At 73.2% G+C, this 23619-nt stretch carries 22 protein-coding genes; 6 read left to right on the top strand and 16 right to left on the bottom strand.

All coding sequences use genetic code 11. From position 1 onward, the window contains the following. Window positions 1–55: 55 nt before the first annotated feature. A complete protein-coding gene (locus tag L3i22_RS04430; protein WP_221325727.1) occupies window positions 56–1150 on the top strand; it encodes an NAD(P)/FAD-dependent oxidoreductase in 1095 nt (364 codons plus the stop codon). Here the strand turns inward: L3i22_RS04430 and L3i22_RS04425 are convergent. Beyond that, entirely contained in the window at window positions 1147–1968 is an 822-nt protein-coding gene (locus tag L3i22_RS04425) for a TrmH family RNA methyltransferase (RefSeq protein WP_221325726.1), read from the bottom strand. The two genes, L3i22_RS04430 and L3i22_RS04425, sit on opposite strands and share 4 nt — an antisense overlap. Window positions 1969–2156: 188 nt before the next feature. On the opposite strand from L3i22_RS04425, the gene L3i22_RS04420 reads away from it, so the two are divergent. The 4 genes from L3i22_RS04420 to L3i22_RS04405 all read left to right on the top strand — a co-directional run bounded on the left by L3i22_RS04420 (window position 2157) and on the right by L3i22_RS04405 (window position 7935). Beyond that, on the top strand, window positions 2157–3740 hold the full coding sequence (locus L3i22_RS04420; RefSeq protein WP_255657941.1) for a 2-isopropylmalate synthase: 1584 nt from the start codon (window positions 2157–2159) through the stop codon (window positions 3738–3740). A gap of 118 nt (window positions 3741–3858) precedes the next feature. After that, window positions 3859–5016 carry an FxsB family cyclophane-forming radical SAM/SPASM peptide maturase gene (locus L3i22_RS04415; RefSeq protein WP_221325725.1) on the top strand — a complete coding sequence of 386 codons (1158 nt, stop codon included), beginning with the start codon at window positions 3859–3861 and terminating at the stop codon, window positions 5014–5016. Between the two features lie 101 nt (window positions 5017–5117). Continuing rightward, a complete protein-coding gene (locus L3i22_RS04410) occupies window positions 5118–5696 on the top strand; it encodes a DUF4157 domain-containing protein (RefSeq protein WP_221325724.1) in 579 nt (192 codons plus the stop codon). Window positions 5697–5712: 16 nt separating this feature from the next. Then, window positions 5713–7935: a helix-turn-helix domain-containing protein gene (locus tag L3i22_RS04405; RefSeq protein WP_221325723.1), complete on the top strand. Its 2223-nt coding sequence runs from the start codon at window positions 5713–5715 to the stop codon at window positions 7933–7935. Here L3i22_RS04405 and L3i22_RS04400 read toward each other — a convergent pair. Both L3i22_RS04400 and L3i22_RS04395 read right to left on the bottom strand, forming a co-directional pair. Next, complete coding sequence (locus L3i22_RS04400; RefSeq protein WP_221325722.1) at window positions 7906–8493, bottom strand: LuxR C-terminal-related transcriptional regulator; 588 nt, start codon at window positions 8491–8493, stop codon at window positions 7906–7908. The two genes, L3i22_RS04405 and L3i22_RS04400, sit on opposite strands and share 30 nt — an antisense overlap. An 88-nt stretch (window positions 8494–8581) precedes the next feature. Further along, the gene (locus L3i22_RS04395) at window positions 8582–9103 is read right to left on the bottom strand and encodes a response regulator transcription factor (protein ID WP_255658649.1); all 522 of its coding nucleotides are present in this window, start codon (window positions 9101–9103) and stop codon (window positions 8582–8584) included. Between the two features lie 206 nt (window positions 9104–9309). On the opposite strand from L3i22_RS04395, the gene L3i22_RS04390 reads away from it, so the two are divergent. Beyond that, window positions 9310–10017: a BTAD domain-containing putative transcriptional regulator gene (locus L3i22_RS04390; RefSeq protein WP_221325720.1), complete on the top strand. Its 708-nt coding sequence runs from the start codon at window positions 9310–9312 to the stop codon at window positions 10015–10017. On the opposite strand, the gene L3i22_RS04385 is transcribed toward L3i22_RS04390, so the two are convergent. The 13 genes from L3i22_RS04385 to L3i22_RS04325 all read right to left on the bottom strand — a co-directional run bounded on the left by L3i22_RS04385 (window position 10004) and on the right by L3i22_RS04325 (window position 23563). Further along, window positions 10004–10684, bottom strand: coding sequence for a zinc-ribbon domain-containing protein (locus L3i22_RS04385; protein WP_221325719.1), 681 nt, complete (start codon window positions 10682–10684; stop codon window positions 10004–10006). The two genes, L3i22_RS04390 and L3i22_RS04385, sit on opposite strands and share 14 nt — an antisense overlap. 632 nt (window positions 10685–11316) lie before the next feature. Then, window positions 11317–11865 (bottom strand): phage tail protein, encoded by a 549-nt coding sequence (locus L3i22_RS04380; protein ID WP_221325718.1) that lies wholly within the window; start codon window positions 11863–11865, stop codon window positions 11317–11319. A gap of 76 nt (window positions 11866–11941) precedes the next feature. Continuing rightward, the gene (locus L3i22_RS04375; protein WP_221325717.1) at window positions 11942–13891 is read right to left on the bottom strand and encodes a putative baseplate assembly protein; all 1950 of its coding nucleotides are present in this window, start codon (window positions 13889–13891) and stop codon (window positions 11942–11944) included. Next, window positions 13891–14313 (bottom strand): GPW/gp25 family protein, encoded by a 423-nt coding sequence (locus L3i22_RS04370; protein WP_221325716.1) that lies wholly within the window; start codon window positions 14311–14313, stop codon window positions 13891–13893. The genes L3i22_RS04375 and L3i22_RS04370 overlap by 1 nt, the downstream gene beginning before the upstream one ends. Before the next feature lies 1 nt (window position 14314). After that, window positions 14315–14659: a PAAR domain-containing protein gene (locus L3i22_RS04365; protein WP_221325715.1), complete on the bottom strand. Its 345-nt coding sequence runs from the start codon at window positions 14657–14659 to the stop codon at window positions 14315–14317. A 10-nt stretch (window positions 14660–14669) separates the two neighbouring features. After that, entirely contained in the window at window positions 14670–16418 is a 1749-nt protein-coding gene (locus L3i22_RS04360; protein WP_221325714.1) for a VgrG-related protein, read from the bottom strand. Between the two features lie 3 nt (window positions 16419–16421). Beyond that, window positions 16422–17117 (bottom strand): LysM peptidoglycan-binding domain-containing protein, encoded by a 696-nt coding sequence (locus L3i22_RS04355; protein WP_221325713.1) that lies wholly within the window; start codon window positions 17115–17117, stop codon window positions 16422–16424. Window positions 17118–17119: 2 nt separating this feature from the next. Beyond that, entirely contained in the window at window positions 17120–17545 is a 426-nt protein-coding gene (locus L3i22_RS04350) for a phage tail protein (protein WP_221325712.1), read from the bottom strand. A gap of 352 nt (window positions 17546–17897) precedes the next feature. After that, on the bottom strand, window positions 17898–18293 hold the full coding sequence (locus L3i22_RS04345) for a hypothetical protein (RefSeq protein WP_221325711.1): 396 nt from the start codon (window positions 18291–18293) through the stop codon (window positions 17898–17900). Window positions 18294–20967: 2674 nt separating this feature from the next. After that, complete coding sequence (locus L3i22_RS04340; RefSeq protein ID WP_221325710.1) at window positions 20968–21126, bottom strand: DUF6760 family protein; 159 nt, start codon at window positions 21124–21126, stop codon at window positions 20968–20970. Then, window positions 21123–21563: a hypothetical protein gene (locus L3i22_RS04335; RefSeq protein WP_221325709.1), complete on the bottom strand. Its 441-nt coding sequence runs from the start codon at window positions 21561–21563 to the stop codon at window positions 21123–21125. Before L3i22_RS04335 ends, L3i22_RS04340 begins: the two co-directional genes overlap by 4 nt. Beyond that, window positions 21560–22000: a phage tail protein gene (locus L3i22_RS04330; protein WP_221325708.1), complete on the bottom strand. Its 441-nt coding sequence runs from the start codon at window positions 21998–22000 to the stop codon at window positions 21560–21562. Before L3i22_RS04330 ends, L3i22_RS04335 begins: the two co-directional genes overlap by 4 nt. Window positions 22001–22018: 18 nt before the next feature. Continuing rightward, entirely contained in the window at window positions 22019–23563 is a 1545-nt protein-coding gene (locus tag L3i22_RS04325; RefSeq protein WP_221325707.1) for a phage tail sheath subtilisin-like domain-containing protein, read from the bottom strand. Window positions 23564–23619 lie beyond the last annotated feature (56 nt).

The following is a 23619-nucleotide window of genomic DNA, read 5'->3' as shown; positions in this document are numbered from 1 at the left end:
CTACCACCCTCGTCCCGGTCTCCCCGAACCGCTTTGACCAGCACAAAGTCGAGGCATGACAACTCCGAAGGTAGTGGTGGTGGGCGGCGGTTACGGCGGCATCGCGGCGGCCCGTGGCCTGGACGACGTCGCCGACGTGACGCTGGTCGAACCCCGCGAGACGTTCGTGCACAACGTCGCCGCGCTGCGCGCCGCGGTCGATCCGGTCTGGGCCGAGAAGATCTTCATTCCGTACGACGGTCTGCTGTCCCGGGGCCGGATCGTGCGCGACCAGGTGACCCGCGTCGAGCCGGGCCGGGTGGACCTGGGCAGCGGCGCCCACCTGGACGCCGACTACGTGGTGCTGGCCACCGGCACGACCAGCCCCTTCCCGTCCAGGATGGACGTCGCCACCCGGGCCGCCGCCCTGGACCGGCTGGGTGACGTGCGGGACGCGCTCGGGCGGGCCGGCCAGGTGCTGCTGCTCGGCGCGGGGGCGATCGGCCTCGAGTTCGCCGGCGAGATCGCGGTGGCCCTGCCCTCGACGTCGGTGACGCTGGTCGACCCGTCGCCCGCGGTGGCCGGCGGCCGGTTCCCCGCGGAGTTCGGCACCGAGGTGGCCGCGCAACTGGCCGCGCTCGGGGTGAACGTGCTGCTCGGCACGAAGCTGACCGCGGCGCCGGACGTTCCGCCCGGTGTCGTGCGCCCGTTCACGGTCACCACCGCGGACGGCGACGTGCTCGCCGCCGACCTGTGGTTCCCGTGCTACGGCGGCGAGGTGAGCAGCGGATATCTCGGCGACGCGCTGGTCGCCGCGCGACAGCCGGACGGGCGGCTCGCGGTCGACGAGCACCTGCGGGTCACCGGGCACGAGCGGGTGTTCGCGGTCGGCGACCTGACCGCGGTGCCGGAGATGAAGATGGCCCGGGCGGCCGGCGCGCACGGCGAGCTGGTGGCGGCCAACATCCGGGCGCTGATCGAAGGGGCCGCGCTCACCGCCTATCAGCCGTTCCCGGACGGCATCGCGCTGACCCTGGGCCCGGCCGGCGGCGTGACCTGGGCCCCGGAGTGGGGCGGCCTGCTCGGCGCGGAGCAGACCTCGCAGCTCAAGGCCACGTTCCTGCTGGAGCGCTTCGAGGAGCTGCTCGGCGCCCGCACCCCGGCCGGCTAGGCACGGCGCTGGCGGGCCGCCTCGTAGAGGACGACGGTGCCGGCCGCGGCGGCGTTCAGGGAGCTGGCGGCGCCGGTCATCGGGATGCGCAGGATGTGGTCGCAGGCTTCCCGCCAGGCGCCGCTCAGGCCGCGGGCCTCGTTGCCGATGACGATCATCTTCGGCCCGGTCAGGTCGTGGTCGGCCAGCTCCACGTCGCCGCTCTCGTCGCTGCCGAGAATCTCCACCGGGATGTTGTCGCGGCGCAGCGCGATCACGTCGTCGACCACCTCGCGGTGGCTCGCCACCTGGACCACCGGGACCGCGAACAGCGAGCCGGTGCTGGCCCGGACGGCCTTCGGGTCGTACGGGTCGGCGGCGTGCCCGGTGATGATCAGGCCGGACGCGCCGAACGCGTCCGCCGAGCGGATCAGCGCGCCGACGTTGGCCGGGCTGGTCGGCCGGTCGAAGACCAGGGTCAGCATCTTCGGCCCGACCGGCAGCCGGTCCAGATCGTCGGCCGGCATCTCCACCACGGCGAGCAGCTCGGGCGACTCCTCGTCCTTGCCGCCCAGCTCACGCATCAGGTCGGCGTCGAGGGCGAACCGCGACACGCCGGACGTCCGGTCCAGGATGTCGTGACTCCACTGGGACAGCCGGCGGGAGTCGTCGAGCAGGACCGCGCGGACCGGCCAGTCGTGCTCCAGGGCCAGGGTGATCGGGCGGACGCCCTGGACCACGAACTCGCCGGCGCGGTGCCGCTTGGTGCGGTTGGTGAGCAGCGCCTGCCACTGCTGGAAGGTCGCGTTCCGGCTGCTGATCCGCAAAGTCCTGGACATTCCCACTATCCAAGCAGCCCCTCGACGGCCGGGCCGCGTCGGGTATCGTCCCGGCCGTGACGCGATTCGTGGCGCTGCTCCTCAGCCGCCACGGCGGGGCCTGATCCGACGACCGGCTCCCCGCCGTGGGGGCTGTTCGTGCTTTGCCGGTCGATTCTTCTTTCCCGGCGAAATGCGGAGTCACCGTCATGATCAATTGGAATCCCCAGCAGCCCAGCCCGATGCCGTTCCACCGTTACCGCCCCGCGCACGAGCGGGTCGGCGTACCGATCACCGACCGGACCTGGCCGACCCGGCGGCAGACCGCCGCCCCGCTGTGGGTGCCGGTCGACCTGCGCGACGGCAACCAGGCGCTGGCGGAGCCGATGGACGCCGAGCGCAAACTGCGGGCGTTCCGGATGATGGTCGCGATGGGCTTCAAGGAGATCGAGGTCGGCTACCCGTCGGCGAGCGGGCTGGACTTCGACTTCGTCCGGCTGCTGGCCGAACGGGACGACCTGGTCCCGGACGACGTGACCGTGGTGGTGTTCACCGCGGCACGGGACGATCTGATCCGCCGTACCGTCGAAGCAGTTGATGGTTTGCCGAAGGCCGTCGTGCACATGTACACCGCGACCGCGCCGACCTGGCGGGACGTGGTGTTACGGGCGTCGCGGAGCGAGCTGACGGCCCGGATCCTGGACGCGGCGGGCGTGATCCTGTCCGCGACTGATCGGCTGAGGAGCACCTACACCCGGTTCGAGTTCAGTCCGGAGGTCTTCAACCTGACCGAGCCGGACTACGTGCTGGAGGTCTGCAACGCGGTCACCGAACGGTGGGACGCGACGCCGGACCGGCCGGTCATCCACAACCTGCCGGCCACGGTCGAGATCGCCACGCCGAACGTCTACGCCGACCAGATCGAGTGGATGAGCCGGCACCTGGACCGGCGCGACGACGTGATCCTGTCGGTGCATCCGCACAACGATCGCGGCACCGGCGTGGCCTGCGCGGAGCTGGCCGTGCTGGCCGGCGCGCAGCGGGTCGAGGGCTGCCTGTTCGGCAACGGCGAGCGCACCGGCAACGTCGACCTGGTCACGCTGGCGATGAACCTGTACGCCCAGGGCATCGACCCGAAGCTGGACTTCTCCGACATCGACGAGGTCCGCCGGACGGTCGAGTACTACAACCGGCTGCCGGTGCCGGAGCGGCACCCGTACGCCGGGGACCTGGTGTACACGGCGTTCTCCGGCACCCATCAGGACGCCATCGACAAGGGGCTGATCTTCCACGCCAAGCGCGCCGCCGAGCTGGGCGTCGAGCCGTCACAGGCGCCGTGGGAGGTGCCGTACCTGCCGGTGGACCCGGTCGACGTGGGCCGGTCGTACCAGGCGGTGATCCGGGTGAACAGCCAGTCCGGGAAGGGTGGGGTGGCGTACCTGCTGCGGACCGGGCACGGGCTGGACCTGCCGGCCGGGCTGCGGGCCGAGGTGGGCGCGCTGGCCCAGGCGGCGAGCGAGGGCCAGGCCGCCGGCGGGGAGCTGAGCGCGGCCGGGCTGTGGGCGCTGTTCCGGGACGAATACCTGGTCACGCCCGGCTTCTCGGTGGACCTGGACGGGGTCCGGGTGGTCGAGGAGGTCACGCATCCCTGGCGGGACGGGGTGATCACGTACGTCCGCTGCCGGATCGGCCGGGCGGAACGCTGGGGTGCGGGGGTGGCCGCGACGTCCGCCGCGGCCCGGCAGGCCGCGGTCACCAGCGCCGCCCGCCGCAGCGCGCACTCCACCGTCTGAGCCGCTGCCCCGCCCGCGGCGCCGTGCGCCTGGGGCGGGGCTTCCGCCGTACCGGAAATGGGTTTTGGGTCTCAAGGCTCTTAGCATGCAACGGGCGGCGAACAGGGAGAGGATCCGGATGAGTGGCGGGTGGCCGGATCCGGCACTGGACGTGGGTGCCCTCAAGCGCGGCGGATGGCGGCCGACGCCGTTCCGGGACGTGGTGCTGAAGGTGCACCAGCGGTGCAACCTGGCGTGCGACTACTGCTACGTCTACACCATGGCCGACCAGTCCTGGCGCGATCGGCCGACCGTGATGGATCAGCGCACCTGGCGGCTCGCCGCCGAGCGGACGGCCGCCCACGCCGACGCGCACGACCTGGCCGGGATGCGTCTCGTGCTGCACGGCGGCGAGCCGCTGCTGGCCGGGGCGGCGCGGCTGGACGAGCTGATCGGCGACTTCCGGGCGGCGTTCCCGGCCGGGCGGCGGCTCGACGTGCTGATCCAGACGAACGGGACGCTGCTCGACGAGGCGGCCGTCGCGGTGTTCCGCCGGCACGGCGTGCGGGTGGGGGTCAGCCTGGACGGCCCGGCGGCCGCCAATGACCTGCGGCGACACCGGAGCGACGGGCGGGGCAGCGCGGCCGGCGTGGACCGGGCGCTGCGGCTGCTGCCGGCCGAGCTGTTCGCCGGGCTGCTCTGCGTGATCGACCCGGCGACCGATCCGATCGCCTGCTACGAGGCCCTGCTGCGGTACCGGCCGCCGGCGATCGACCTGCTGCTCCCGCACGCGAACTGGGACGGCCCGCCGGCCGTGGCGTACGCGCCCTGGCTGATCACGATCTTCGACCGCTGGTACGACGCGCCCCGCCAGGAGACCTCGATCCGCCTCTTCGAGGACGTGATGACGCTGCTGCTGGGCGGCGCCGGCCGGTCCGAGCAGGTCGGCCTCAGCCCGGTCGCGGTGATCGTGGTGGAGACCGACGGCGCGATCGAGCTGGTCGACTCGCTGAAGTCGGCGTACCCCGGGGCGTGCGCCACCGGGCGGACCGTTTTCGACCACGACTTCGACGCGGTGCTGGAGCATCCCGGCGTGGCCGCCCGGCAGATCGGCGCCGAGGCGCTGTGCGACGGGTGCCGGGCCTGCCCGCTGCATCAGGTCTGCGGCGGCGGGCACTACGCGCACCGCTACCGCTCCCCCGATGGGTTTCGCAACCCCTCGGTCTACTGCGCCGACCTGGCCGCGCTGATCCGGCACGTGCAGCGGCGCGTCGCGGCCGATCTGCGGCGACCCTGAGGGCACGTTTGCCTGCCCGTCCGGGCCGGAACCGGGACGACCGGGAACGATCCGGGCTACCGTCGGGCCGGACGACCGTGGCGTGAGGGGATGGTGCGCGCGTGGGCAGCAACCGGCAACCGGCCGAGAGGCGTTCCGAGTCCGGGCCGAAGGCCGCACCCACCGGGCGACCGGCGGCGGGCGCCCTGGACCTGCCCGCCCTGCAGCGGATGGTCGGCAACCGCGCGGTCGGTGAGCTGCTGGCCGCGCGCAGCCACGACGCCGGATGTGGCGACGGCTGCGGCCACGGCGGCTCGGACACCGCGGACCGGCTGGTCGAGACGGCCCTGCGGGGCAGCGGTCAGCCGCTGGAGACGCCCTTCCAGCGGGAGATGGAGTCGACCTTCAATTCCGACCTTTCCGGCGTGCGGGAATTCCGCGGGCCGGCCGCCGAACGGGCCGCGGCCGCCGTCGAGGCGAAGGCGTTCACGATCGGCGACTCCATCGTGTACGGAGCCGGCAGTCAGTCCACGGAGACCCGGATCCACGAGCTCACCCACGTGGTCAAACCGATCACCGCGGCCGGCTCGACGGTCGGCGGGGTCGACGTGACCGACCCGGGCGGCGCCGGCGAGCGCGAGGCCGAGGCGAACGCCCGGCGGATCGCATCGGGTGGCCCGAGCACAGTGACCGGAGCCTGACTGCGATCATTCCAGGGTGACGACTGTCGATGGACTGGCCGCGGTTCTGCGGCGCCACCGGGTCGCGGCGGGCCACACCCAGGAGGAGCTCGCCGAGCTCGCCGGAGTGGCCGTCCGCACCGTCCGCAACCTGGAGCTCGGCAAGGTCACCCGGCCACGGCGCCCCACCCTGGAGCTGATCGCCGGCTGCCTCGGGCTCGGCCCGGCCGACCGGGCCCGGCTCCTCGACGCCGCCCGCCCGGCCGTGACCGGCCCGGTCTCGCTGCCCGCGGCCCTGCCCGACTTCGTCGGCCGCCGGACGCAGTTCCGCCGGATCGAGGAGCTCGCCGACGCGGACGGCGTGCGCACGGTCGTGGTCGCCGGGCCGCCCGGGGTCGGCAAGACCAGCCTGATCGTGCAGGCCGGGCACGAGATGGCGGCACGCTTCCCGGCCGGCGTGCTCTACGTCGCGCTGCGCGGCATGGACGACGAGCCGGCCGGCACCGCCGACGCGCTCGGACAGCTGCTGACCGCACTGCGGTACGGGCCGTTGCCGGAGACCACGGCGCGACGGCTCGCGGCGTACCGGACGGTCACCAACCGGGGGCGCGGGCTGCTCGTCCTCGACAACGCCCGGGACGAGGCGCAGGTCCGGCCGCTGCTGCCGGCCGGGGCGCGCTGGCTCACCCTGGTCTCCAGCCGCAGCCGGCTGGGCGGGCTGTCCGCCGCCGAGCGGATCACCCTGGACGTGCTCACCGACGCCGAGTCGCGGCAGCTGCTCAGCGGGGCGGTCGGGGCGCGGCGGATCGACGGGGAGCCGTTCGCCGCGGCCGACCTGGGCCGGCTCTGCGGCGGGCTGCCACTGGCCTTGCGGGTCGCGGCGAACCGGCTGGTCATCCGGCCGGAGTGGACGGTCCGGTCGCTGGCCGACCAGCTCCGCGACGAACGGCACCGGCTCGATCGGCTGCACGTCGGGGACGTCGGGGTGCGCAGCGCGTTCGAGTTGTCGTACCGGCTGCTGGACGAGCCGGCCCGGCGGGCGCTGCGGCGGATGTCGGTGGCGCCGCTGCCGGCCTACTCCCCCGAGGTGGTGGCCGCGCTCGCCGACATCGGGGAGCCGGCCGCCGAACGGATCCTGGACACGCTCGCCGACGCCGGGCTGGTCGAGCCGGCCCGGACCAGCGGCGGGTACACCCAACACGACCTGCTGGCGCTGTTCGCCCGGGACCGGGCCGCCGCCGAGGACGACCCGGCCGTCCGGCTCGCGGCCCGGGACCGGCTCGCCGCGCACCTGCTCCGGCGCTGCTCGGACGCCGGATCCTGGCTGGACCCGGAGAACCCGGGGCCGGCCGGCGCCGGCTTCGCCGGGCCGCGGGACGCGCTGGCCTGGCTGGACCGGGAGCACATCGCGCTCTGGTGGGCGGTCCGGCACACCGCCGCCGCCGGCCGGCCTGCCGCGGTGCTGACCGCGGCCGGCGACCTGTACTGGTACTCCGAGCGCCGGCACGGAGCTCTGCCCTGGCCGGAGGTCTTCCAGCTGGCGGTGGACGCCGCCCGGGCGCTCGGCGACCGGCGGGCCGAGGCGGCGCAGGAGAACAATCTGGGCTGGGCGCTGCGGGTGACCCTGGGCCGCCCGGAGGACGCCGAGCAGCACCACCGCGACGCGCTGCGGCTCGGCCGGGCGGCCGGCGACCCGGCCGCCGTCGGATGGGCGCTGCGCTATCTCGGCGCGGTCCTCGCCGCGCGCGGCGACATCGCGAGCGCCACGGCCCACCTCGCCGAGGCCGAGCACATCTTCGCGGCCACCGGCGAGCGGCTGGCCGGGGTCGTGGTGGCCCGGGCGCAGGCCGAGGTGCTGCGGGCCCGGGGCGACCTGGACGCCGCGCGGAACGTGCTGGAGGCGGCGCTGGACCGGTGGCGCACCGGGGCCGCCGAGCACCTGCCCGGGGTGGCGATCCGCGGTTACCTGCGGACCCAGCTCGGGATGGTGCTGGCCGACCGGGGTGAGGCGGACCGGGCGCTGGCGACGCTGGCCGCGGCGGTCGACGACTTCGAGGCCGGGGACGACGTGGGGCACTCCGGCGAGGCGTACCTGGCGATGGCCGCGATCGCGCTGGGCCGGGACGACCGGCGGGGCGCCGAGGCCCATCTGGACCGGGCCGCGGATCTGTTCCTGGTCGCGGAGGGGCGGCACGACCGGCTCGCCGAGGTGGGGCGGCTGCGCCGGGAACTACGCCGGCAGGATGCTCGTACCCGCTAGGAAGATCCTGGTCAGGTCGGCTTTGTTGCCGGCGTCCAGCTTGCTGCGGATCCGGCTGACGTACGAGTTGACGGTCGCCTCGGACACCCCGAGCCGCCGCGCGGCCTGCGCGTGGGTGAACCCGTGCGCGATCAGCGCCAGGGTCTCGCTCTCCCGGCGCCCCAGCGACGCCCCGGCGGCCGACTCCACGCGCAGCCGGCCGGACAGCTCACGGCTCAGATAGCCGCCGCCCGCGCGGGCCACCCCGACCGCGATCCGCACCTCGTCGGCGCCGGCCGAGAAGCCCACCACCGAGCGCACCCCGGCCCGCAGCGCCACCCGGGCCGAGACCGTCGCGGCGTCCTGCACCACCGCGACCACCGGATGCCGGCCGCTGAGCACGCGCATCACCGCGGCCGGCTGGCCGGCGGTCAGCACCACGTCCGGTCGGTCGGCCATCTCCGCGATCTCCGCGATCTCCGCCGGTGAGGCGACCAGCCGGACCTCGCCGAGGTGTCCGGCCAGCCGGCACAGCGCGCGCCGGGCCGGCGGATCGGACACCACCGCGACGACTTCCATGCGCCGAGCCAATCGCATCGGCGCCGGCCGGGACGAGGCAAGTGGACCGGCAACTCCGATCTCACATCGCTCACATCGCTCACATCGCTCACATCGGGATCAGGCCCAACTCGGCCGCGCGTCGCGTCAGCTCGGCCTTGTTGCTCACGCCGAGCTTGCGGCGCAGGCGTTTGGCGTACGTGTTGAACGTCTGCTCGGTGACACCCAGTTCCTTCGCCGCCGCACGGTGGGTGAGGCCGGCGACGATGCAGCGCAGCGCGGCGATCTGCCGCGGGGCCAGCCGGACCGGCTCGGCGGCGTCACCAGGCCGGATCCGGGCCATCACGGCGGGCGAGAGATAGGAGCCGCCGGCGGCCACCGCGGGCCCGGCGGCGTCCAGTTCGGACTCGTCGGCGAGCACCGCCCGCGCGCCGGCCGCGATCAGCGCCAGCGGGTCGGCAATTGCACCGTTTCGTAACACGACCGCCGCATTCACCAGCCGATTCGGGTCCGAAATCGGCCAGTGTTCAATAGTGAGATCTGCGGCACGGCCCGGTTTTTGTGATTCGAGCGACAGGAACCGGCCATCCTGTGCATCCGTGCCGGAATACGACGGTTTGTTATCAGTCATCAATCCTCCCAGGCCGCGGCGCAGATGCGGCCAGAACGGGCAACCGTCACAAGATCACTCACACCGCAATGTCCCCGAACTGACGCCTGCCGTTGTTACCCGCGAGTCCGTGATACTCAGCCCGATCGGACAGACTGTCGGTCCACCAGGTTGGCCCGCTTTGCCCGGACGGTCAACACCCGCCGAGGTCACCGAGAGGGGACACCATGACGCTGCGCTGGTTCTGCTTCGGCGGCTTCCGGGTCGAGGACGACGGACGCGACCTCGACCTCGGCGCCGTCCGGCCACGCAGCCGCACCCTCCTGCGATACCTGGCCGCGGCGGCCGGGCCGGTCCACCGGGAACAGATCATCGACGCGCTCTGGCCGGAGATGGCCACCAGCACCGCGGTGAACAGCCTGCACGTGGCGGTGTCGACGCTGCGGACGTTCCTCGAACCCGGAGTGGCACGCGGGGCATCGCGGTACATCGTCCGGGACGGGCCGACCTATCGCCTGGTCACCGAGTCCAACCTGGACGTGACGCTGTTCGCGGAGGCGTACCGGGTGGGGCGCCGGGCCGGGGACCGGGCGGCGCTCCAGGCGGCGCTGCAGTGCTACACCGGGGACCTGCTGCCCGAGGACGGGCCGGCCGACTGGGTGGTGCCGGAGCGCGCGCGGTACCGGGCCCAGGCCGCGGACGCCGCCGCGCTGCTCGCCGAGCTGGAACTCGAGACCGGGCGGCCGGTGGCCGCGGCCCGGGCGGCCCGGCGCGCGCTGGACCTCGACGACCACCACGACGCCGGGTGGCGGTTGCTGATCGCGGCCCAGCTCCGGGTCGGCGACCGGGCCGCGGCCGAGCGGACCCGCCGGGAGTACGCCCGGGTGCTGGACACCCTCGGGGTCCCGGCGCACCCCCCGCTCAGGGTCGCCTGAACACCTCGATCTCGCCGATCGACGGCACCTTGCCCGAGGTCAGGCCGTAGCCGGACGACACGGTCAGCCGCATCCGGGTCACGTCGCCGACCGCCATCTCGAACGTCTGCGGCCCGGCGTGATCGACCAGGTGCAGGTCCTTCTCGGTACGGGTGCCGTCCGGGGTCCACAGCTCCAGCCGGACGTCGGCCGGGCGGCCCTGGCGCGCGTAGACCTGCTGCTCGGCGGAGACGCCCCCGGTCACGATCACGTTCAGCACCCGGATCGGCCGGCCGAAACTCAGCTCGACCCACGGATGCTTCTCGTGGCCCGGCTCCCAGAACCGGTTGCTCAGCCCGTCGATGACCAGCGCGGCCGCGTGCCCCCGGGTGGAGCTGGACGCGGTCACCTCGGCCGGGGTGACCGGCTCGGGCTTGGCCAGCCGATCCCGGACCGCGTCGACCGCGCGCGGGCCGTAGCGCATCCCGGCCCAGACCAGGGCCGCGAGCAGGGCCAGGATCGCCAGGACGGCCAGCAGTCGCCGGAGTCGGCCGCGCCCCTTCGGCCAGGTGAAACGGAACCGGCGGCGGGCCTTCTCGGCGACCTCCTCGGTGCGGAGGGGCTGGCCGCAGTGCCGGCAGAACGCGCGGCCGGCCGGGTTCAGGGTGTCGCAATGGGGGCATTTCACCTCGCCCGAGGTGTCCGGAACGTCGGAAAATTCGCGAAGAATCGGACGAGGGGCGACGGGTCGGCCCGGCTGGACGGCGCCGGGTTGATCGGCGCTTCCGCGATTTTCGGGTACGGCGATGGGCACCGCCACCACCCGCGGTGGGGCCGTTGCCTCGGCCACGGGCACGACCAGCGCCGCCGCCCGATTCCGCACAGCCGGCGTCTCCACCGGCGCCGGCGTCTCCGCAGGCTCCGGCATCTCCACCGGCGCCGGCGTCTCCGCAGGCTCCGGCGTCACGGCGGGCTTCGGCTCTTCCGCGATCGCTTCCGCAGCCGGTTCGTCGGCTTCCTTTGCGGCCGCCGCGCCTACCTCGGCGTCCACTTTGTCCTCTGCCTGACGACTTGCCGCGAGAGGCTCAGCGGCCGACGGGACGGCAGCGGCAGCGGCGGGGCTCGGCGAGGCAGCGTGCGGTTCCGCGCTGGATGAGACGGACGAGGTGGAAGCAGCGGGCAAGCCCGGGGCCGGTGTAGCGGGTGCGGCCGGGGCAGGTGCGGTCGGAGCGGGGGTGGCGGACCAGTCGAGGAAGGCGCCGCACACGCCGCAGAAGGCGTCACCCGGCGTCACCGGGGAACCGCAGTTGTCACACAACGTCATGCCGGCAGCACCTCGATCCGGCACGGCACGTGGGCCGGCCGATTGGCCTCGACGAATTCCCGCAGCCGGGCCTCGAACACCTCGGACGGCGCCGCCACCCGGACCCGCACCAGCAGATCCGGCTCCGCCGCGCCGGGCAGGGCCGAACCGGGCGTCGGCGACCACGACGTGCCGCCGCTCTCGACGACCTCGGCCTCGACCCCGAACAGGTCGCGGATCTCGGCCCGCAGCCCGGCCGCGGTCCCCCGCAGCCGGTGCGTCGCCACCGCGTTGATCACCGTGGTCCGCCGCTGGTCGGCGGGCCGGTCCGGGCCGGCGGTCGCGCCGACCCAGCCGCCGAGCCAGTCGACGAAGTCGTCCGGGGCCAGCGCCGGCGTCAGGTAGGCCCACAGGCTGTCCAGCGTCGCGTGGACCGGCGCGAGCACCTGGTCGAAGCCGCCGGTCAGCCGCTGCGCCAGGTCGTCGCCCGCGTAGACGGCCGGCAGCCGCCGCCCCACCGGATCCGGCGACCGCAGCCCGGGAATCGCCGCCCGCTGCCCGCTCATCGCGCCTCCCCAAAATAGCGAGCCCGCACAGAGGGCAAAGGCCGCGCGGAAGGCAAAGGCCGCGCGGAAAAAACGGTCATCGCTCCTCCACCCGGATCTGGTGCTGGTGGGAGAAGACCAGCGCATGCCGGTCCAGCTCGATCCGGGTGATCTCGTCCCCGCGGCGCCCGGTCAGCGGATCGGCCGGGAACATCCGGACCTCCTCCACCACCTCGACCCCGGGCAGCCGCTGCAGCACCCCGAACACCTCGCCGGAGTGCACCGGCCGTCCGAACGGCCACCCCTGCCCGTCCGGCCCGCCGTGCACCGGGTCGAGATAGCGGTAGAGCGCCTCCTCGGCCTGCGCCCGAAGACGCACGGCGGACGCATCCGCCCGCGGCCGCAACCGCGCCACCACGGTGACCCCCTGGTAGAACGGCGGTTCCACGACCAGTCGCGCCCCGATCGGCCGGCGCGCCTCCAGGTCCGCGGCGATGGTGGCCAGCATGGTGTCGTCGGGCACCAGGTCCTCGAACGGGAGCCGCCCGGTCTCGTCCGGCACCGCGGCCGGCACGACGAGCAGCCGCACCCCGCCGGCGTCGCTGCCGTCCCCGGCGGGCAGGCACCGGACCCGGGCCGCGGCCGGCGCGGCCTGCCGGGCGAGCAGCTCGTAGTCGGCCGCGGTCACCGCCCGGTCCTGCGCCCGCAACTGCACCGGCCCGCGCAGTCGAGCCTCGCCCACGGTCTCCCCGTCGACGCCGCCCAACGCCGGCCCACGGTTCTCCACCACACTGACGTACGGAATCGAGGTCCGAAGCACCGACAAGGCCCGCCGCGCCACATTGCCGGACCGGCCGCCTCCCGTGCGGTATTTCCGGATCCGCACCCGTGCGCCGACCGTCGGCACCGCGCCGAACTGCCGCAGCGTGCCGTCCGCCTGCCGGACCGCCGGTCCGAAGCCGATCTCCCCGCTGGTCCGGTCGATGGTCACGTGCCGGTCGAACGGCTCCGACCCGGCGAAGCTGTCCACCTCGCTCCAGGCGACCCAGGCGTCGCCGTCCGAGGTCTCGACCACGATCGGCTCGCCGTCCGCGACGATCGGCGGCCGGGCGACGGCGAACCGCTGCCCGGGCACGCCCTCGGAGTCCCCGGCCATCTCGTCGAGCACGGCTTCGGCGTGCATCGCCGGCACCGTCCCGCCGATGGTGGACGCGGTGACCGCGCGCACGGTCGGCGGCTGGGCGTAGAACGGCTGCCCCGGCGCCGGCTCCACGAGCCGGCACCGCAGCCACGCAGCGGACTGCCCGGCCTGCACCGACGCCGCGTGCCCGGCCGGCACGTGCAGGATCACGTCGCCGGGCCGGTTCAGCCCGCCGGTGTCGTCCCGCTCGACGTCGCACGTGGTCCAGGTCTCGCCGGTCCACGCCTCCCAGACCAGCGGCGGCTGCCGCGGGTCGACGCCGACGCCCTCGACCCGGCTGTCCAGTTCGAGCAGCACCGCGCAGGACGGCACGGCCGCGGAGAGCCCGACGAGCAGGCTGTCGCCGACCGCGGGCGTCGTCTGGAAGACCGGCATGTCCCGGCCGTCGACGACCCCGTCGAGCAGGTCGACCGGCGGGCCGGCGGCCGGGTGCCGGCGCAGCCGGGTGAGCCGGCTGGGCACGATCGCCAGGTCGGCCACGGTGGTGAAGACGACCGCGTCCTCGGTGGCGGTGCGCTCGGTGGCCACCTCGGCGCCGGCCGGGATCACGACGAGCTGCTCCTGCGGGCCGGAGAGCCAGAACGTGACGCCGCCCCGGGCCGCGGCCGGCGGGAACAGCCGCACCCCGATCAGGTCGAGGAAGGCCAGGTAGTTCTTGTCCGGCACCCGGTTGAGCCGGTAGAGCAGCTGGTCGACCATGTGCGCGAACGCCTCGATCAGCGTCACGCCCGGGTCGGAGACGTTGTGGTCGCTCCACTCCGGGGCGCGCTGCTGGATGAATCGTTTGGCCTCGTCGACGAGCTGCTGGAAGCGCCGGTCGTCCAGGTTCGGTGCGGGCAGCGGCATCAGGCGGCGCTCTCTTCGGCCGGGTCGTCGTGCGACGGGATGACGTAGAACGGGAAGACCAGGTTGCGCGGGTCGTTGGTGCCGCGGATCGTGTAGCGCACGTCGATGTAGAGCACGCCGGCGTCCTCGTCGTCGAAGCCGACCACCACGTCGGCGACGTCGATCCGCGGCTCCCAGCGGTCCAGCGCGCGGCGCACCTCGAAGGCGATCCGCCCGGCGGTGTTCTCGTCGGCCGGCGCGAACACGTAGTCGTGCACGCCGCAGCCGAACTCGGGCCGCATCGGGCGCTCGCCGGGCGCGGTGGCCAGGATCAGCCGGATCGCCTCGGCGATCTCCCGCTCCCGGCTGACCAGGGCGATCCCGCCGGTCGAGTCGACCCGCAGCGGGAACGCCCAGCCGTTGCCGATGAACTGCTCGGCCACCTCAGCCTCCGATCAGGACGTTCGGGGCGCCGGCGACGATCCGGGCGTTGCACACGACCTGGTCGAACTGCCGGGCCGCGGGAAAGCCGCCGATCAGCACCTGGCCGCCGACCCGGGGCGGGGTGGCCGGGCGGACGACGTTGGTCACCAGCAGCTGGTAGTGCGGGGTGCAGACGCCGACGGTGCCGACCACGGCGGCCGGCTTGCCGCCGATCAGCACGGTCGGCACGCCCATCAGCGGGGGTGTGCCCGGCATGCCGAGGACGCCGGTGGGCGGGCCGGGCACCATCGGGGCGGCCAGGTCGCTGATCGGGTCGCCGATCCGGGCGGCGGGAAGATGCGGCATGCGCGGCTCCTCAGTTCAGCTTCACGATGGGCGCGTGGATGTCCGCCTCCAGGGCGCCGGCCACCTCGACGCGACGGCCCTTGAGGGTCAGGTCACCACGGCCGGCGTCGAGGGTGATGCCGTTGCCGCGGACCTCGATCGAGCCGGTCGCATCGATCTCGATCTTGCCGTCGGCGTGCACCACGATCTTCTTGTTGCCGCGGTCCAGGAAGACGACGAGCTTGTCCTTGGCGGTGGCCAGCCGGATGCCCTGCGGGTTGAGCCGCGAGTCGAGCAGCTCCATCCGGTCGCCGGCCCGGCTCGCGAACGAGCGCCGGTTGACCTTGCCGGTGGTGCCGTCGATCAGGTCCGACTGGTGCGGCGAGGGACTGTCCTTGCCGTTGTAGAGACCACCGATGACGTACGGCCGGTCCAGCAGCCCCTGCTCGAACCCGACCAGCACCTCGTCGTTGATGTCCGGGCTGACCACACCGCCGCCGGCCACGCCGCCGAGCTGCACCGTCCGTACCCAATCGGTCTGGTATTCGGTGTCGTCGGTGAGCCAGGGGAAGCGCAGGCGCACCAGGCCCTGGTTCCGGCGGCGGGCGTCGGCCTTGGTGTCGGTGACGATGCCGATCGCCAGGCCCGGCACCCGGACCGGCCGGGCAGGCGCACCGGCGCCCCCGGCCAGGCCGAACACCGACCGGTCCTGCCGGCCGCTGACGGTCACCCAGGTCTCGTAGACCGAGCCGGGCGCGAAGACGTGCCGGCTCGCCGTGATCGTGTACTTGCCGTCGAACTCCGGGCCGATCTTCTTGAGCGTCATCGGCACGCCGGCGCGCAGCTCGGGCCGGCCGCGCACGCCCACCTCGACCTCGGCGAGCGCGGCGGTCACGTCGGCCGCCACGGCCCGGGCCACCACGCGGGTCTCGGCCTCGGTCTCGTATGGCACGTCGGTCACGTTGAGCCCGGCGCCGCCACTGCCGAACGGCTGGATCGCCTTCCGCGGCGTGGTCTTGATGTCCAGCTCGGTGCTGTCGGTGACCTGCAGTTCCGTCTTGATCGACCGCTTGCGGGCGGGATCCCAGCCACGGACCGTCACGTTCGGCACCTGGCCGACCGAGGTGACCGTGGAGCGCACCGCCAGCACGTTGTTGCCGGCCTCGATCACTTTCGGACTCTGCTCGGCGGTCAGCCCGGTCCCCGGCGCGGTCGACGCCCGCTCGCTGGTCCGGAAGTAGAACTTGCCGTCGATCACCGCGACCTCGGCCTCGTTGTCGACCGCCAGCATCTTGAGGAACTCCCAGTCGCTGACGTTCGGCTGGGTGATCATCTCGTACGACCGGGTGAACGAGTCGATCTTGCCGATCGGCAGGCCCGCGGCGCCGGCCAGCCGCTTCGCGATCACCGACGGGGTCTGCTTGACGAAACTGCGCACCCGCTGCCCGCGCATCAGCCGGTGCGACAGGTCCAGCGCGCGGATCACCGAGAACGTGCCGTGCCCGTCGTGCTGGGACTCCAGGGTGACCACCTCACCCTTGAAGAGCAGGACCGAGGCGGTCCGGCCGCGCCGCACCCGCAGCGTCACCTTCGTCCCGATCGCGATGCCGTTCTCCGAGTAGAAGACCCCGTGCTCGTCCCGGAACCGCAACTCGGCCACCGCGGCCAGGTTGCTGCTGTCCTCGACGGACGCGGAGACCAGCCGCCGCTCCCACTTGCGCGGCAGCTGACCGGGCAGGCCCAGCTGCAGATTGTTGACGTGATCGGTGCCGACCCCCACCCGTCAGCCCTCCACGGCCGGGAGCAGCAGCTGCCGGCCGGGGCGCAGCCGCACCGGGTCGTCGATGTCGTTCGCCTCGGCGATCACCCGCCAGATCGTCGGGTCGCCGTACTCCCGGTACGCCAGCATCTCCAGCGTGTCCCCGGCGACCAGGCGGTGCACCCGCTGCGCGGTGAGCGTGCCGGACGTCGGGTTCTGGCCCGGGGTCGAGCCGCTGATCTCGGTCAGCGTCAACGTGCAGGTGGCGCGCAACGGCGTACCGTCGGGGTCGAAGAGCTTGTAGTTCGCGTCGATCTGGCTGACGTAGGAATAGAACGAGACGGTCTGGAACTGCCCCCAGGTGAACTTCACCCACGGCGGCGACGGCGCCTTCGCCGCGATGCTCGCCTTCGTCGGAACGCAGCAGGTCAGCAGCTTCTCCACGCGTTCCTGCACGGACCGGTCGTGGGTGTCGGTGGCATCCAGGAAAACCGAGAGATTGAGGGTACGGGGGCCGGAGCCGCTGAACTCGGCCACGCCGACGTCCTCGGCCGCCCGCGCCACGTGCGGAATCCAGTTCGCCGACTTGGAGAGCGCCAGCTCGTTCGGGTTGAACATGAACTTGATCGGCCCGCCGAGCGGCCCGCCCGGCTGGTCCCCGCCGGCCGGCGGCGGCTGGTAGAGCTGGAGGCCGGCGGCCACCTTCCCGGTCCTGGCCATGATCAGCCCACCTCGGTGAAGCCGTGATAGGCCAGCTCGATGCTCTCCGACGCCACCTCGGACCGGCTCGGGTCGAAGCCCGGCCCGGACCAGCTCACCAGCACCACGTCCGCCAGCCCCCACTGGACCAGCAGCGACCGGTCCGGCTTCAGCGCGGCGATCTCCGCGGTGCCACGGCGCACCCGCTGCGGCAGCTTCGACAGATACTTGAAAACCTTGGCGGTGTCGGCGGTGAGCGGCCGGGTCAGCGTCACGTTCGTGTAGACCAGGCGCGACGGCAGCTGCCAGACGAAGTCGTTGTTGCCGCCCTCCTGGTGCTGCTCCATCTCGACCTGGATGCCCAGGCCGTCACAGGTGTTCCACTCGCCGAGGTCGATGCTGTCGATGCGCAGCCGGAAGTGGACGCTGGTACCCGGATCGCCACTCATCTCGTCACCGCTCTCCCCCGCGCCATCCGCGCACCCATCCCCGTCGCCACCGCCGCACCCATCCCCGTCGCCAGCGGCGCGTTCATTCCCGTCGCCACCGCCGCGTTCATCCGCGTTCGCGTCGCCGCCCGCGCGCCCGCCTTTGCCACCCGCGCGCCCGCTCCCGCCTTTGCCACCCGCGCGCCCGCTCCCGCCGCCCGCGCGCCCGCCCTTGCTGCAGGCGAGCCCGTCCTTGCTGGACGCGCATCGGTCGCCGCCACGCGCGGGTCCGCCTTTGCTGCCCGTGCGCCCGGCCCTTCCGCCCGCGCACCTGGCCGCATCCGCGTTGCTGCGCTGTTCACGGCCGGTGCCGTCATCGCCAGCCGTCCCGCAGCCGCGCGGAACGTTCCCGGCTGGTCCGCATCTCGGCCCGCAGCAGTCGCTGAACCGGATCCGTCAGGCGATGCGCAAGCTCGTCGAGTTGCTCCCGCCTCAGCAGCCGGACCAGCTTGGTCAGCTGCCGATCGTCGAAACGGCTCAGGATCGCGTCGACGTGCCGCGGTTCCAGGCGCTTGAACAGGGCGTCCAGGTCCGGCGCGGGCGCCGCTGCCGGCGTCGCGGGCTTGGCCTTCGACGATGCCGCCGCCGCGGACGAACGCTGCGCCGGCCGGGCCGCCGCGGGTGCCGCCTTGGGCGCCGGCTGCGGAGCCGGAGCCCGCTGAACCACCGGCGTCGACGCGCTCGGCCGGGCCGTCTCAGCCGTGATCACAAACGGACGCTCAGCAGGCGCGGACGCGCTCGCCGTCGCGGCTTGCCGCTGCGCGGGTCCGCGGTGGCCCGGCTGCGCTTCCGGCTCACGCTTCCATCTCGGGACAACCCCAAAACCCCGCTTTGGTACGACCTGAGCCCCGCCACCCGCGCCAAAAGTCTCCGCGTTCCCGGGCACGTGAAGTCCCGGCCCAGCCGGGTGAGCGGCGCGCTGAACCAGCCGCACTCCCCCACTCCCGATCCCGGTCCCGATACCGGCGTCAACCGCCCGCGCCGAAACCTGCGGCACCCCGGAAGGACTCGCCCCACCCGACACCCCGCCGTCGGGCGCCGTTCCCGCCCACACCGCACGAGCCAGCACCGCCCCACCCGGCATCGTCCGAGGCTGCACCGCCCCACCCGGCATCGTCCGAGGCTGCACCGCACCGGCCGACAGCGCATTCCCTGGCATCGCGTTGCCCTGCGACGAACGCCTCGGCACCACGGGCCGCTGAGCAGGACCACCAGCTCCGCCGACGTCCGAAGTGGATGTTCCGGCCGCTCGCCCGGCACCAGAGGCCGCTGCCCCTGGGTCAGCCGAGCGGGCCAGGACCGACGGGTTGTTCACGATGGCCGGGACCGCTGACGTGGCCGGGACCGCTGAGCCGGCCGGGGCGTCTGACGTGGCTGGGCTTGCCGAGATCGCGGGGTTGGTTCGGGCACCGGGACTAACCGGCATGGTCGAAGCAGGCGGGGTGGGCATCGCCACTCGCTGCACCGGCGTTGCGGCCGACGCTATTCGCTGCACCGGCGTTGCGGCCGACCGGTTGTCACCTGCGGCGCTGCGGGCAACAGGAGGCGCGGGCGACATCGACGACGGCGGTGAGGAGAGCGGCGCACCTAACCCGGCCCGACGGGAGGTCCCGGAATCCGGAGCCGGCCCCCGAACAGCCTGATCACGAACGGTCATCTGGCCAGCTGCGGGACTGGCCGACTGCCCCGGCGCCAGCTGGCCGATCACGGGCTGGGCGATCACGGGCTGGGCGGTCACGGGCTGGGTGGTCACGGGACTGACCGGCATCCCCGCCGCGAACGACGGGCCAGCAGGCTCGGGTCGGCGCCGCTCGGCCGATGAGGCAGCGCCATCCGAGCCGGGCAGCGATTCACGTTGCACCGGGCGAGCGGTGACCACCGGCGGAGACACGACCCGCTCACCGGCAGACAGACCACCGGACGCCGCAGAACCGCCTGCCACCGCCGAGCCACCGGCCGCGCCACCGGAACGCGCCGCCGGGTCTGAGCTGCCGGCCGATGAGTGGGGAATGGGGCTGGGCTCCGGCGTGCGCTGGGCCACCAGCGGCGGGGGCGTGCTGGATCGGGGTGACTGCGGGCGAACGGGTGCGCCGAGCGGGCGGCTCGGGTCCACGGGTGGCCGGGAACGCGGCGGCGTCGGCTCGGGCGCCGGGCCGAAGCGGGCGGAGGCCGGGGCGCCGTCCATCGGTTCGCCGAGGCCGAGGGGGCGGGCCCTTCGCACCGGAGTTTCCGCGGACCGCCGAGGCGGTGACGCGGGCTTCTCGACGGCACGCTGCACCGGTGGCGTGTTCCCGGCGGCGGGTCGTGCCCCGGCCGGGTCCGCGGCCAGGTTGCTGGACGCGGCCTCGCGGCCGGAGGTGGCCTGACGGTCGAAGGTGGCTTCGCTGCCCGAAACAGCCTGACGATCAGAAGCGGCCTGACGATCAGAAACAGCTTGACGGTCAGAAGCGGCCTGACGGTCGGGAGCGGCCTGACGGTCGGAAATGGCCTGACGGTCGGAAGTTGCTTCGCCGCCGGAAGCGAGCCGACGGCCGGAAGCAGTCTCGCCGGCGGAGCCGGCCTGGCGGCCGGCGGTGGTCTCGCCGCCGGAGGTGGCCTGGCGGGCCACCGGCAGAGCGGGCGACGCGACCCGCGGCGGACGGGGACGAACGGGCAGGCGCCGGGCCGGCTCGACGGGACGCCCGGACACCAGCGAACGGTTCCGCGCCGGCGAACGAGCCGGCACCACCGACCGCGACGATCCCCCGACCGGCGCCGCACCCCGAGCGGCCTGCGACGAGCCACCGGGAGACGCCGTGGACCGAGCCGACGGCGACGAGTCACCGGCCTGCGCGGCGGGCCAAGCGGTCTGCGACGAGTCACCAGTCGACCCGGCGGACCGGGCCAACTGCGGCGAGCCGCCGGTCGACGCCGTGGAACGGGCGGACTGCGGCGAACTGCGAGTCGGCGCTGTGGACCGAGCCTGCGGCGACGAACTGGTGGGTGGCGCTGTGGACCGGGTGGCCGGGGGCTCGGGGCTCGACAGGGTCGGGGCTCCGTCGGACGCGTTTTCGGTCAGGTGGACCAACGGCGCGGCGGCGGGACGGATTCGCGGGGTGCCGGCGGGGCGGAGCAGGTCCCGGGCCACACCCGCGGGCGCCGTGGGGTCACGGCGCGGGGCAATGGTCGTACCGAAGGAGGGGTTTTGGCTTGTGGTCAGTGATGCGACGAAGCGGCCCCCGTCGCTCAGCAGATCGACACCGCCGCCGATGACCGGGCGCAACGGGGGCAGCGAAGCCCAGCCCGGATCGGCGGCCGCCGGCGCCGGCTCCGATGCGTGCGGGCGCCCGGCGGGCACGGCTTGCGGCCCGCGCCGCCGCAGCCTGTCCCATACCGCCATGGTGTTACCGAACCTCGTTCATCCTGGTGTTGATGCGCGCGATCTCCGACACGTACTGCAAGCGGTCGGCGTGGGTGAGGTCGAGGATCTCCGCGCGCGGCCAGTGGAAGTGGTAGGCGACGTACGCGACCTCCTCGTGGAGCCGGTCGGTCCCGTACGTCACGATTCCCCCAGGCGGCTGCCGGCCAGGTCGACGTCGAAGGACGTGTCGCAGTTCGGGCAGGTGACCTCGGCGAGGGTGTGGCCCTCCGCGTTGATCCGCCGGTAGAGGTCCTGCAGGAACGCCAGGTCCGAGGCGAACAGCCGCTCGATCGTCTCGGTGCGGACCGTGGTGATCGTGCCGATCCGGGTCACCACCAGGCTGAGCAGGACCACCGAGAGGTACGCCGGGTTCTGCTTCACCCGGACGTCGATCAGCGGCGCGAGTTCATCCCGCGCGGTCGCCAGGCGCATCGAGCCGTCCCGATGCACCTGGCCGTCCTCGTCGACGTACCCCCGCGGCAGTTGGAAGGTGAAGTCGGTCTGCAGCCGGGCCGGAGCCTCGACCGGCAGCTCCGCCGGGGGAAGTACGTCGACATCGGACGCGTTGCGACGCCTCATGACGTGCTGATGTCCTCGTAGACCACGGTGACCTTCTCGGTGGCGGCGGTCGAGTCGCCGGCCTTGAGGCTCGGGCCCTCCCACTTGTTGACCCACGCGTTGGTCAGCTCGAAGCGCCGGCCCTCGTTGCGCTGCGAGTCGTTGATGATGATGCTGATGTGCTTACGGGCGTCGTCGATCGCGCCGTTCAGGAACGTCTTCTTGATCCAGTCGGTGAACGCGCTGCTCTTGTCGAGGCCGCGGGTGATGGTGCACTCGCCGCCCTTGCGCGCGCCCGGGATCTTGCGGATGACCAGCTCGCCGGTCGGGGTCACCTGCTGGACCTCGATCGCGTCGAGCTCGAAGGTCAGCCCGCTGACCTCCTGCACGTACTCCACCTGGATGCCACCGAGCTCCACCGAGAAGCTGTGGACGATAAGGGTGTCGCCACCGGCCATGTTCGCTGCCTACCTTTACTACTCGTTGACCAGGCTGGTGCTGTCGGAGAACTGCGAGAGCCGGAAGATCACGAACTCGGCCGGCTTGACCGGGCAGATGCCGATCTCGCACACGACCTGACCCCGGTCGATGACCTCGGGCGGGTTCGTCTCGGTGTCGCACTTGACGTAGAACGACTCGGCCGCGGTGGCTCCGAACAGCGCGCCGCGGCGCCACTCCTCGGTCAGGAACGCGGTGATGTTGCGCCGGATGGTGCCCCAGAGCCGCTGGTCGTTCGGCTCGAAGACGATCCACTGGGTGCCGAGGAGGATCGACTCCTCGATGTAGTTGAAGAGGCGGCGCACGTTGATGTAGCGCCAGGCCGGGTCGGAGGAGAGGGTGCGGGCGCCCCAGACGCGCACGCCGCGACCCGGGAACGCCCGGATGCAGTTCACGCCGATCGGGTTGAGCAGGTCCTGCTCGCCCTTGGTGATGTTGTTCTGCAGCTCGACGACGCCGCGCAGCACCTCGTTGGCGGGCGCCTTGTGCACGCCGCGCTCGTTGTCGCTGCGCGACCAGAGACCGGCGACGTGACCGCTGGGCGGCATCATCACGTTGCGGCCGCCGGCCGGGTCGAAGACCTTGACCCACGGGTAGTAGAGCGCGGCGAACTTCGAGTCGTAGCCCGCGGTCTCCTGCCGCCAGACGCGCACCTGCTGGGCGCTGAGGTCCGGCGGAGTGTCCAGGATGGCCAGCCGGTCACCCATCTGCTCGCAGTGCGAGATCAGCGCGAGCTGCGCGGCCTTGACCTCTTCGAGGCTCAACGAGCCCTGCTGGTACGCCGCCATCAGGTCGGGCGCGACCACCATGGTGACCTCGTCGATCGCCTCGAGACCGCCCAGGCCGGACCGGGTGTCGACGTCACCGGCGAACTCGTCGACCGAGACACCGGACGGGACCACGGACGCGCCCGGCGCGGGGGCCGGCAGCGTGACGGTCTGGTTCGCGGGGCGGGCCAGCGAGTTCGCCGCGGCCGCCTCCTCCAGCACGATCAGCTTGGAGTGCTCGCGGACCTGGGTGACCACGTTGTTGTCGCCGCGGCGGCGGAACGAGCCCTGGAACACCTCGGCCTGCTGGCCGTTCTGCAGCACGATCAGCCGGAACTGGTCGTCGCCGCCGGCGCCCTCGCCCTCGGGGTCGGCGATCTCGACGGTGACCTCACCGCCGCCGGGCAGCGCGGCCGCCCGGAACGTGCCGACCTGGGCCGGGGCGCCGTTGGGCAGAGCCTTCTGGCCGTTGCTCGCCGGGGCGCCGGTGGCCGGGGCGCCGACCCGGACGATGTACGCGACACCGCCACCGTTCGCGAAGTAGCCGTACACCGAGTTCGCCAGGTAGGTGCCCTCGACCATGCCACCGAAGACCTGGACGTACTGGCTCCAGTTGGTGACCAGTGTCGGCGCGTGGAACGGGCCCTTCTCAGCGAACCCCACGAACGCCGTCACGGCGGTGCCGACACCCTCGATGGGGCGCGAACCGCTCGGCGCCTCCTCCACGTAGACGCCGGGAGACAGGTACGTCGGCATGCGGAACCCCTTCAAACCCGTGATGGTGGACCCTGCCAGCCTCGCCGGGTGATCAG

Origin of the sequence: Actinoplanes sp. L3-i22 (assembly GCF_019704555.1) — a bacterium.
Classification (GTDB): Bacteria; Actinomycetota; Actinomycetes; order Mycobacteriales; family Micromonosporaceae; genus Actinoplanes.
This window is presented reverse-complemented; position numbering and strand designations above follow the sequence as displayed.